The sequence below is a fragment of the Acinetobacter sp. AOR12_HL genome, assembly GCF_027855275.1.
Lineage (GTDB): Bacteria > Pseudomonadota > Gammaproteobacteria > Pseudomonadales > Moraxellaceae > Acinetobacter > Acinetobacter baumannii.
Window position 1 is genome coordinate 252,937 of record NZ_JAKTIJ010000020.1, and the last position, 12,231, is coordinate 265,167.

Sequence of the window (12,231 nt, forward strand, 5' to 3'; positions counted from 1 at the left end):
TACATGTTGTCTCAAATACCCTAAACAACTGGATAAGTTTGATCTAAAAGGTTTTGTAAAACCGAAGAAGTTGTATCAGGTAAAGGATGATCAGGATTTGATGTTGTCTGACCAACTGATGCATTTACTTCAATTGGCTCAGATGCCTGAGTCGTTTTTAACGCTGTTGATGAGAGAAGCTTTGCGATTGGGTCTGATTCACTAGCCGTAGAACTTTTTAATAAATCATCTAAAGGAACCGATTTCTGCGGGTTATTCATCTCAGTTGTTGTACTTTGCGCTGCCTTTAAAGTATGCAATCCGACACTATCTGCCAAAGATGGCCCTTCTGTACTTAAAGTATCTACTGAAGTTTCAGACAGGCTCGCAGCTTTCGGTGCAACTACATAAAAGGTAAATGGAGAACTTGCCTCACTGGTAAGGCCTGCCGCATCAGTTTGAGTCAAAGTAATAGTATGCTTACCAAGAGCTAAGTCTTTATCAAATGTAAATGACCAAGATCTACCACTTGTTACCGTCACAACTCCAATTGCAACACCATTATCATAAATCGTAAGAGTTGCATTTGCTTCACCTGAGCCTGTAAGTTTTGGTCTAGCATCGTCAGTTTCAGAACCAGCCGTTATAGCTCCTTTAACAGCGCCTACATCATCATCTACGCTATTTAATATAGGTTTTGCTGGTGGTGTTGTATCTTTTGTACCTACAATATCAACAACTTCAGACTTATTTCCAGCATTATCTATAGCTGATACCGAAGCATGTTTATTATCCGTTAAAGCTGGTGAAATAGAAATTGTAAATTTTCCATTCGCATCCGCTGTTCCACTACCAATTACCTTCCCTGTTGTATCTTTAATTTCAATTTTGGCATTGGCCTCAGCCGTACCGGTTACAGAAGTACCATCTGTATTAATTTGAACAGTCGGTTTATCTGGTGCAATCGAGTCAAAGCCTGGCGTAATTTCAACTGGTTTAGATACATTACCAGCAGCATCTTCCACAACCACTGTGCCCTTTTGCGCCTCTTTTAAAGCAGGTGAAAGTGTAATTTGAAATTCACCTTGAGCATCGGCGGTCCCACTTCCAATCACTTTACCATCGGCATCTTTTATTTGAACTTTTGCATTTGCTTCAGTTTTACCATGTATTACCGACCCTTCTTTATTTACTTCAACAAAAGGAGATGCTGGCGGTATGGTATCTTTACCCGCAATAATTTTAACTTCCTCAGATTTGTTACCCGCAGCATCTTCGGCAACCACTTTACCGCCCGCTTCACTGGTTAATGGCGGAGTAAGCTTTAAAGAATAAATACCATCTTTATTTGCAAAAACAGTTCCTAATACTTTGCCAGTGGCGTCATAAACTGTAATTTTGGCATTTGCCTCTGCCTTACCAGTCAACAATGAACCATCATCGCTCAATTGGGCCTGCGGAGCATCTGGAGGTATTGTATCTTTTGTACCTGTCACAACAGTCGCTTTAGAACTATTTCCAGCCGCATCTTGGGCAATAACGTTTAATTTTTCCCCATTCACGAGCGGCTTATCTAATTTAACAGTGTAGTTACCACTTGCATCTGCAACACCCGATGCGACTGTATTGCCTGCAGCATCTTTAAGATAGATTTTTGCATTTGCTTCAGTTTTACCAGTCACTGTCACGGTATCATCAGCAAGCGTAGCTGTAGGAGCAGCAGGTGCGATTAAATCAGGTGCACTTGATGAGTCATCCTTATCATCTTTCTTAAAAGCCCAAAGATATAATCCTTCCGCAGCTAAAACTGCTAAGCCTGCTTTGAGTACATTACCCATCGTAAAACTTGGATCACTATCAACCGCCATAGTTGCAGCTGCTGGACTCGTACTGGCATAGCCTAAATCTGTAACATGATTTAAGCCTTTATAATCGATCACTTTACCTTGAGCATCGAATTGCGCTTCAACAAATTTTCCATGTTCAGTCGGAAAAACAAGTGAATGCTCTGTTGTATTTGTTGCTTCATTAAAGAAATTTTCTAAGACAATAGTCTCTCCATTTTTTAAATGGATAACTAAGCGCCCACCCTGTTTTTCCATGGATGCAATATCTTTTTGGCTTACACCAATCTGAATAATAGTAGGCTGATTTAAAATTACTTTATTGAGTTGACCATCTTGCAGAACGTCCAAACCCTCTTTGGATGCCACAATTATTCTTGTCATTATTTCCTATCCTGAATTTCAGTTATATTTTTAAATGTGTAACTTTTTAAATGAAACATCTAAAAGCTATTTTATTGTTGCCTAAAATATCAAAATCACTTATCTATCACAATTCAATAAGTATATTTATCAACAATTTTTTTTGAATCTTTATTCAATATCTATTTTTTATAAAAATGAATGGGCATTCCGGCAATTCAAACTAAATTCTTTTAGTCTTTCGCATAAAAAAGAGCACCCCTAAAAGGCACTCTTTAATTTGAAAATATATCTTAATTAAAATTTAGTATCGCGCATTTGGACTAAGGTTGAATTCGCTTTTGCTAAAGTATCAGCCACTTTATTCATTACAGCCGGAATCAGGCTATCTGCCATTTGAGCTGCTTGTAAACCTAATTTTTCACCCAAAGTTGCTTTTTTACGGGTATTAATTACATATACGTCATGCTGAGGTAACAATGCTAATAGATACTCATCGGAAGTTTGTAGTTTATCTACAAGGTTTAAATCAAGTGCATCTTGACCATACCAATGTTCACCTGTAGCAACCTTGTCCACATTAAGCTGTGGACGATATTTCTCTACAAAGTGCTTAAACAACACATGCGTTTGTTGTAGCTCTTCTTCAAATTTCGCCTTACCTTCAGGGGTATTCTCACCAAACATGGTGACAGTACGTTTATATTGCCCTGCTGTGTAAAGTTCGAAGTCCACGTTATGTTCTTTTAAAAGACGATTAAAATTTGGTACCTGAGCCACAACACCAATCGAACCCACAACAGCAAACGGTGCAGAAATAATTTCATTTGCAATACAAGCCATCATGTAGCCGCCACTTGCCGCGACCTTATCGACACAAATCGTTAAATGAAAACCTGCATCACGCAAACGAACCAATTGAGCTGCCGCCAAACCATATCCATGAACCATACCACCCGGACTTTCAAGACGTACCACAACACGGTCACGTCCAGCTTTAGCCGTTGCTAAAATAAGGGTGATTTCTTCACGAAGGTTTTCAACCGCAGATGCCTGAATGTCACCTTTAAAATCTAAAACAAAAATTTTCTGGTTGTTCTTACGGCGAATTTTACCTTCTTTTGCAAGTTGTTGAGCCAATTGTAAAAGCTCTAAACGACTTGCTGTGGTTTGTGCAATTTTTTTTCTCTGTTCATTTACACGTGCATTTAAATGACTAACACGTATTTCCGCAGGGAGTTTAGGCAAATGGAATAACATAAAATTCTATGCTCATAAGTTTGTCTTTATAGCCTTAAGATGTGGTTCTTTTGATTAAAATTCAATAGCGATTTTGCAAAATAGAGTCATTTTCATTTATTAAATAAAAAAAAGAGCACTAGGCTCTTTTTCTTTTACAACGATCAATTAACCGAAACGGCCAGTAATGTACGCTTCTGTTAATTGGTGGTCAGGCTGAGTAAATACTTTCTCTGTAGAGTTTACTTCAATCAAATCACCTAAATGGAAGTAAGCTGTACGGTCTGAAACACGCGCTGCTTGTTGCATAGAGTGCGTTACAATAACGATTGTGTATTGATCAGAAAGTTCAGAAATCAGCTCTTCCACTTTTGCCGTTGCGATTGGGTCAAGTGCAGAACATGGTTCATCCATCAAGATCACTTCTGGACTTACTGCAATCGTACGTGCAATACATAAACGTTGTTGCTGACCACCAGATAAGCCAGTACCCGGTTGGTTTAATCGATCCTTCACTTCTTCCCATAGACCTGCTTTACGCAAGCTATTTTCAACAATTTCTTCTAGGTCATATTTGTCACGTGCTAAACCGTGTAGCTTCGGACCATATGCTACGTTATCAAAAATAGATTTAGGAAATGGATTTGGCTTTTGGAACACCATACCAACTTGTGCACGCAGTAATACAACATCCAGATTTGGATCATAGATATTTTTGTTATCTAAAGTGATCTTACCTGTCACACGACAGCCATCAATCGTGTCGTTCATACGGTTTAAAGTACGCAGGAAAGTCGATTTACCGCAGCCAGATGGCCCAATAAACGCAATTACTTCATTTTGATAAATATCTAAATCGATGCCTTTAATCGCTTCAAAGTCACCATAATAAACATGGGCATCTTGTGCACTGATCTTGATTTCGGTTGAGTTTGGCTTTTTTGAAGCATGTGGTTCAAAATGCGAAACGTACGAAGTGCCATGATGCAGTTGTGTATCTGTAAGTTGAGATTGTTCAGTATTCACTAACTTATCCTTTTCTAAGGAATTCGTAATATCAATAGTATTCATGATTTATCCTCTATTACCAACGCACTTCGAACTTTTTACGTAACCAAATTGCAAGGCTGTTTAAACCAATCATTAATGCAAGAAGTACGATAATCGCAGCAGCAGTACGGCCTTCGAAGAAGTTACGCAACTCATTACCTTGCCATAGATAAACTTGGACAGGTAAAGCAGTTGCTTGATCAAATGGGGTGGTTGGAACACTTGCAACGAATGCACTCATCCCGATTAAAAGTAAAGGTGCAGTTTCACCGAGTGCGTGTGCAACACCAATAATTGCACCCGTCATGATGCCGGGCAACGCTAGCGGTAAAACATGATGGAAAACGGTTTGTACTTTAGACGCACCTAAACCTAGGGCAGCTTGTCGAATTGAAGGTGGCACAGCTTTTAAAGAAGCACGTGTTGTAATAATGACTGTTGGTAGTGTCATTAAACTTAATACCAAACCACCGACAAAAGGAGCTGACAACGGTAAATGCATCCAACCAATAAAGATTGCAGCACCCAACAAACCAAACACGATTGAAGGTACAGCAGCAAGGTTATTAATGTTGACTTCAATAATGTCTGTAATGACATTCTTTGGAGCAAATTCTTCAAGATAGATTGCGCTGGCAACACCGATTGGAATCGAGATAATGATCACAATCAGCATCATGAATAATGAACCCATGAATGCGCCTGCAAGACCACTAATCGCTGGTGAACTACGAGAGTCAGGATTCTTAAATAAAGTCGTATTAAAGGTATTTTCAAGTACACCTTTTGCTTTAAGGTCATCTGCCAGCTTGCGGATTTCCGGATCAAGTTGTTGTTGATCGTCTGGTAATGAGCGGTCAATATTACCCTTCAGCCATACATCTACATTGGCATCACCCAAGAAAGTTAGGTTCTCTTTTTTCCCAATGAGTGATGGGTCAGCAAACACCATATCACGTAAGCGATAAGCTTCAGAACTTGCATAAAGGCTACTTAAATAATCGCGTTGTGATGCAAGTGAAGGATCTTTAGCAATCATGCCATTTACGATCAGGCTATCCCAATCGACCATACCCATTTTCGTTTGCCAATCGACATAACGTTCTTGGTAATGTGCAGGTGTTTCACCTTGTGTGCGTACTGGCACTGGACCTGCATCAATTACTTTAGGATCGAAGTAGACTGGTACATTCATACTGGTTTGCCAGAATGCTGGTAACCCTTTTGCCAAAATACTGCCAAACAGTAGCGCAACGAATGCAAGACCAATAACAACTGCTGACAAACCTGCAAAGCGGAAAGCTTTTTCTTTGCGGTGACGTTTAGCCAGTGATTTTTCAATCACTTTTTTACGGCGATCACGTGCCTGAGCAGCAGCTTGTGGATCAAATACGTTCTGATCCATAGGAGACGATGTATTTGATGTACTCATTCGTATTGCTCACGGTATTTACGCACAATGTACAGTGCAACAATGTTTAATCCTAAAGTGATCACAAAGAGTGTTAATCCCAGTGCAAATGCCACCAAGGCCTGTGGGCTCGCAAAATCAGTATCACCCGTTAACTGTTTTACAATGGTTACGGTAACTGTCGAAACAGCTTCAAACGGATTTGCATGTAGAAGTGGACTGTTCCCTGCTGCCAAAACCACAATCATGGTTTCCCCTACGGCACGCGAAACAGCCAATAAAAATGCCCCTGTAATACCCGGTAAAGCTGCTGGTAAAACCACTTGGCGAATCGTTTCTGATTTGGTTGCGCCCAGTCCTAACGAACCATCACGAAGTGCGCGAGGAACTTGAGTAATAATGTCATCAGACAAAGATGAAACGAATGGGATAATCATAATTCCCATTACAAAACCGGCAGTCAAAGCACTAGTTGCATTAATTTCAATACCGACATACGCACCAGCAGCTTTAAAGAATGGCCCAATAATCATCATGGCAAAAACACCATAAACAATTGTTGGAATACCCGCTAAAACTTCAATGGTAGGTTTTGCCCATGAACGTAACCACGGCGAAGCATACTCAGCTAAATAAATAGCAATCATTAAGCCAACAGGTACAGCAACTAATAAGGCAATACCACTGACCATGAGCGTGCCCCATAGTAATGGTAATAAACCATAACTACCTTCTGCATTACCTGAAGTACTAAAGCCAGGGTTCCATTCTGTACCAAAGAAAAAGTCGATTGGACTTACAAAATGGAAGAAGTGCATTGCCTCACCAAACATCGACATTACAATGCCGATCGTGGTTAAAATTGCAACGCCAGAACATAAGATCAAACCAACATTAATTGCACGCTCAACTTGGTTACGTGCGCGATATTCTTGGCTGATTTTTTTCTTTGCCCACACTAAGCCCAACAAAGCGGCACAGACAACAACAGCAAATTTGGCAAAAGAGCCAATAGTTTGAAATTTTGCATATTGCTGAGCAGCAGCCAACTCATAAGCTGCGGGATGATCACTTACCCCAAAACCAGAAGCGATCGCTTGAACTCGATCAACAAGTACACTTCTTGCTGCTTCATCTAGAGAAGCTGTCACAGAAGCAGGTACGTTGTTAAAAATAATATGATTTAAAATACTTGGCTCAACCAAGTTCCAAATGATCAAAATTAAAAAAGCAGGGATACCGCACCAAAGCCCAACCAGTGCGCCATAATAACCAGGACGAGAATGTAATGTCGCCGAGTTGCTTCCCTTACCTGCTAGGTGGCGGCTCTTTCTCAGCCCAAGTTGATATGCAATTGCCACAAGGGCTAACAACACACCGATAAGTAGCAGATTCATGTATTCTCCACTGTTTTCTCAATTGTCATAATTTGGAAAAAACGTGTTAGACAAAAAGGCTGATGATCGCTTGAGATCACCAGCCCCTATTCAAACCAACTTATTTAACAGTTTTACCTGCTTTAAAGTCAGCTAAAACTTTAGCGCGTTCTGCATCAGACATCGCGATTAAACCATCACGCTCAGCTTTAGAACCTTTACCAGTCGCTTTTTTGCTTAGGAAGTATTCTACGTATTGTGGTAAACCTTTAACTGATTTTAAGTGCTCGCCTTTTACATAGAAGTATAGTGGACGAGATACAGGGTATGTACCATTTAACACAGTTTTCTCAGAAGGAACTACGTTGTTTACTGTCGCTACACGTAACTTGTCACGGTTCATGTCATAGAAACTCAAACCAAATACGCCTACTGCACTTGGAGAAGTTTTTAAGCGAGCTAGAGTTTCTGTATAGTCACCAGCAATTTCAATTACACGACCGTCTTTACGGAAAGTAGAACATGCTTTCTTTTGAGCGTCTTTGTCTAGGCTCTTGAAGTATTCATACGCTTCGCAACCAGCTTCAACCATTTTTTCTTGGAAAACTTCACGCGTACCGTGGTTAGACGCAGGAATAACAAGCGTAATAGGCTCATTAGGAAGTGATTTGTCAATTTGGTTCCAGTTTGTATAAGGGTTTGGAACCAATTTACCTTTTGAAGGTAACTGTGCAGCTAAAGCAGCAAACACATGGTAAGGTTTTAATTTATAAGCTGCTTTGCTTGAGCTAGACGCAAATACAATACCGTCATAACCAATTTTGATTTCTTGAATTTGTTTTACACCAGCTTTGTTACAAGCTTCGATTTCAGTGCTTTTAATTTTACGAGAAGCGTTTGCAACGTCGATTGTGTTGTCACCAACACCTTGACAGAACTGTTTTAAACCAGCAGAAGAACCACCAGAACCTACAACAGGAGTTTTAAATTGAGGGAATGTATTACCAAACTCTTCAGCTACAACGCTGGCAAATGGTAATACAGTTGAAGAACCAGCAATTTGAATCGTATCACGAGCTGCATTTGCAGTCGTTGTTACAGCGGCCCCAGTTACTGCTAATGCAATTGCGATTTGACGTGGATTTAAGCGCATTCTGTTCTCTCTCATTAATGCAATAGGTTGTACGTCACTTTTTGTTGAGTGCTTGTACGCTCTTCGATAGCTGCATTGTGAATAGAAAATATGACAAATAAGTTACAGTATTATGACGCTTTCATGATTTTTATAATGTTCATTGTCACATTTTTAAATCTATTTTATATCAATTATTTAAGATGATTTTATAAGTCCTTTGATATTTAGATTTAATGGGAAATATGACAAACGTTTAAAATAATAAAATTGTAATTATGCTTAAATTATAAAAACTTAAGTAATTTAATGAATTGATGCTACAAAATTATTTTATTGATACAATTCTCAATTTTTTACGTGTCACCTTTATTTTTAAAAAATTATTTCGCCCGAACATGAAAATATTATGACAAAACAAAAACGGTTACCTGCCTTATGTCAGATAACCGCAATATCACTGTAAATTTAGCTTATTAGTTTGATTGTACTTCCGGCATTGCGACCATTTTTTTACGATACTTAAAGAAATACATAATCGCTAAAACAGCAAGCCAGATTGGCCCCAAAATAACAGCGAGTCTCATATCTGGTGTCATCGCCATAATAATGAGAATGAAACATACAAAGCTAATAGTTAAATAATTACTCCATGGGCTCATAATGCTTTGGAATTTGGTTTGACGCTTTTGCAATTTCATTGCTTTGGTAAATTTCAAATGCGTGACTGAGATCATAAGCCAGTTAATAACAAGCGCAGCCACAACCAACATCATAAAGAGCTGAAAAGCTTGACCTGGAATTAAATAGTTGACCACTACACAGACGGCTGTAATTGAAGCAGAAACAACTGCTGCTGGAACTGGAATACCGCGGCTGTTTACTTTTTTCAAAATTGCCGGAGCATTACCCTGCTCTGCCAAACCATGCAACATACGACTATTACAATAGATACAACTGTTATAAACCGAAATAGCAGCAATCAAGACCACAAAGTTTAGAACGTTCGCAACACCATTACTATTGAGTGACTGGAAAATTAAGACAAACGGGCTACCGCCTTCTGCCACCATATTCCATGGATAAAGACATAAAAGAATACCGATTGCACCAATGTAAAAAATCAGGATGCGATAAACAATCTGGTTTACTGCCTTTGGAATTGTTGTTTCAGGTTTTTTCGTTTCAGCTGCTGCAATACCGATAAGCTCTAGACCACCGAATGCAAACATAATGACAGCCAAGGCCATAATAAAGCCATGAATACCATGCGGGAAGAAACCACCGTGTTGCCATAAATTTGCAACACCCGCTTGCGGACCTGCTGAGCCTGAAAGTAAAAGATAAGCACCGAAGCCAATCATACTTAAAATCGCAACAATTTTAATGCAGGAAAATAAGAACTCCGATTCCCCAAAAAAGCGGACATTTACCAAGTTAATGCCGTTAATTAAAATAAAGAAAAATAGAGCGGTCAGCCATGTCGGAATTTCTGGCCACCAAAACTGAATAAAAGTACCAATCGCACTCAGTTCGGCCATACTTACCAGTACATACAAAACCCAGTAGTTCCAGCCAGACATAAAACCAGCCATTTTGCCCCAGTATTTGTTCGCAAAATAACTAAAAGAACCACTTACCGGCTCTTCAACAACCATTTCACCTAAATGACGCATAATCAAAAAGGCAATAATTCCTGCAATTGCATATCCCAATAAAATTGAAGGACCTGCCAGTTTAATTGTTTGTGATAGACCTAAGAATAACCCTGTTCCGATCGCCCCTCCGAGTGCGATGAGTTGAATATGCCGATTGGATAAGCCTTGTTTTAACTCGTGCTTATTGTTTGCATCCATAACATTATCTCCAATGTTGGTGTCACTTCCTGTACACCTTTATTCAGCACCATATCCGAAGACCAGAAACCGGCCTTCGGACATAAGTTGCTTTAGTATGAGTCCATTTAATTTTTGAGAAGACGTGTCCTATCTTCTATTTAAAAAGAGATTGCATCCTTACATTTAACTGGTTGGGAACGCTCCTTTAAAATTTCGTAGCCGCGATCACCGTAGTCAAAACGTGCAATCACAGAAGCAAATTTTTTCAAACTTACCGGCGCATCCATTGCTGGTAGTTTCAATTCAATGAAAGTTAACTGATCATTTTGCTGAACATTATCTAAAACGCTCTTCAGTTGGCCAGCAGTCTCAACCACGTAAGTGGTATGGCCTTTTTTACCGTTAAATACCGCTGGAATTTCGGTGTATTTCCAGTTTTGCACGTCGTTATAGGCAGCGTTTTCACCCATAATTAAACGTTCAATGGTGTAGCCGCCATTGTTCAACAAGAAAATAATTGGTTTTAAACCATGGCGGATAATCGTAGAGAGTTCTTGTACCGTAAGCTGGAACGAACCGTCACCAATAAACAAAATTTGACGACGCTCAGGAGCAGCTAACAAACTACCAAGCAAAGCTGGCAAGGTATAACCAATAGAACCCCAAAGCGGTTGAGCAATATATTTAGCTGTGGCAGGAAGTTTGATACCTGACAATGCAGAGTTTGATGTTCCTACTTCACCAATAATCACATCATCTTCTTTTAAGAACCCTGAAATGTAGTTCCAAAGCACATCTTGGCTAAGCTTTTGTTGAGCTGGAGCTTCTATTACTTTCGCCGGTTGTTTTTCAAGAAGAGGTGTTGTTGATTTACGTGGCGCAACTTTTTTATTTAGCTCGACAAGTAATTGTCCAATTTCAATACCCGGAAAATCCTGTCCAAAAATATTTAGGCCATAAGATTTAATTTCGATGTAGTTTTTGGTCTCAATTTGATGAGTAAATACAGCTGAGCCTACATCGGTAAAGCGTGCGCCAATACCGATTAAGCAGTCGGATTGTTCAATGATATTTTTCACATGCGGTTGGCTTGCCCCACCCACATAAGTGCCAATGTAGCGAGGTGAACCTTCATCCATAATATTTTTTGCAGTATTCATACCTGCAAATGGAATTGAGCATTTCTGAGACAAATCATTTAAAAGTGAAGTTACACCAAAAACTGAGGCTTCATTATCAATTAAAAGCGCTGGACTTTGAGCATTCTCAATAATGTCACAAAGTTTGCTTACCACACTTTGCAATAATTCAGGTTCAACAGCTGGATAGCTTAAGTCGAGTGGACGTTCAGACACTTCAATTTTAACGTGAGTAATATCACCAGGTAGTTGGATGTGTACAGGACGGCGTTCAAGGAAACACTGACGCAATACGCGGTCAATTTCAGAAGCTGCATTTGCAGGAGTTAAACGAGTTTGGGCAACTGTGAACTCTTTCATACAGTTCATAATGTTGTCGTAGTTACCATCAACTAACGTATGATGTATGAGAGTACCCTTTTGAACTGCATGTAAAGGTGGAATACCTGAGATATGAATAAGAGGTACATTTTCTGCATAGGCACCGGCAATACCATTAATGGCACTTAAGTCACCTACACCATAAGTGGTTGCCAAGGCAGAAAAACCGTTAATTCGTGCATAACCGTCTGCTGCATACGCAGCATTTAATTCATTACAATTTCCAATAAATTCGAGTTGTGGGTCTGCTTCAACTTGTTCTAGATATGAGAGGTTAAAATCACCAGGTACACCAAAAAGATGTTGGATACCCATTTGTTTTAGACGAAGATTTAAAAATTCACCAATTTCTATGAACATTGCTCTATATCCTTTGAGACCAATTTTTATTCCATAGAAAAATAATATTTCATCTATCTTTTAGATTTCGTGCATAATGAAAACGCATTTTAATAAAAATACATGATTTGTGTATCATA

Annotated in this window: 8 protein-coding genes; all 8 read right to left on the reverse strand. The window is 39.3% G+C overall.

Annotation, left to right across the window (positions count from 1 at the left end; genetic code table 11):
• Nucleotides 1–20 precede the first annotated feature (20 nt).
• The 8 genes from blp2 to MKL36_RS09710 all read right to left on the reverse strand — a co-directional run bounded on the left by blp2 (nt 21) and on the right by MKL36_RS09710 (nt 12,112).
• Nucleotides 21–2,207 carry an Ig-like repeat protein Blp2 gene (gene blp2 / locus MKL36_RS09675; RefSeq protein ID WP_021511040.1) on the reverse strand — a complete coding sequence of 729 codons (2,187 nt, stop codon included), beginning with the start codon at nt 2,205–2,207 and terminating at the stop codon, nt 21–23.
• Between the two features lie 276 nt (nt 2,208–2,483).
• Complete coding sequence (gene sohB, locus MKL36_RS09680; RefSeq protein ID WP_021511041.1) at nt 2,484–3,446, reverse strand: protease SohB; 963 nt, start codon at nt 3,444–3,446, stop codon at nt 2,484–2,486.
• 147 nt (nt 3,447–3,593) lie between these two features.
• Nucleotides 3,594–4,496, reverse strand: coding sequence for a phosphate ABC transporter ATP-binding protein PstB (gene pstB / locus MKL36_RS09685; RefSeq protein WP_001091973.1), 903 nt, complete (start codon nt 4,494–4,496; stop codon nt 3,594–3,596).
• Nucleotides 4,497–4,509: 13 nt separating this feature from the next.
• Complete coding sequence (pstA, locus tag MKL36_RS09690) at nt 4,510–5,907, reverse strand: phosphate ABC transporter permease PstA (RefSeq protein ID WP_000107954.1); 1,398 nt, start codon at nt 5,905–5,907, stop codon at nt 4,510–4,512.
• On the reverse strand, nt 5,904–7,283 hold the full coding sequence (pstC, locus tag MKL36_RS09695) for a phosphate ABC transporter permease subunit PstC (protein ID WP_001050723.1): 1,380 nt from the start codon (nt 7,281–7,283) through the stop codon (nt 5,904–5,906). Before pstC ends, pstA begins: the two co-directional genes overlap by 4 nt.
• Before the next feature lie 100 nt (nt 7,284–7,383).
• On the reverse strand, nt 7,384–8,415 hold the full coding sequence (locus MKL36_RS09700; protein ID WP_001238909.1) for a substrate-binding domain-containing protein: 1,032 nt from the start codon (nt 8,413–8,415) through the stop codon (nt 7,384–7,386).
• A 455-nt stretch (nt 8,416–8,870) separates the two neighbouring features.
• On the reverse strand, nt 8,871–10,250 hold the full coding sequence (locus MKL36_RS09705; protein WP_000339848.1) for an amino acid permease: 1,380 nt from the start codon (nt 10,248–10,250) through the stop codon (nt 8,871–8,873).
• Between the two features lie 140 nt (nt 10,251–10,390).
• Nucleotides 10,391–12,112: an alpha-keto acid decarboxylase family protein gene (locus MKL36_RS09710; RefSeq protein ID WP_021511042.1), complete on the reverse strand. Its 1,722-nt coding sequence runs from the start codon at nt 12,110–12,112 to the stop codon at nt 10,391–10,393.
• Nucleotides 12,113–12,231: the final 119 nt, after the last annotated feature.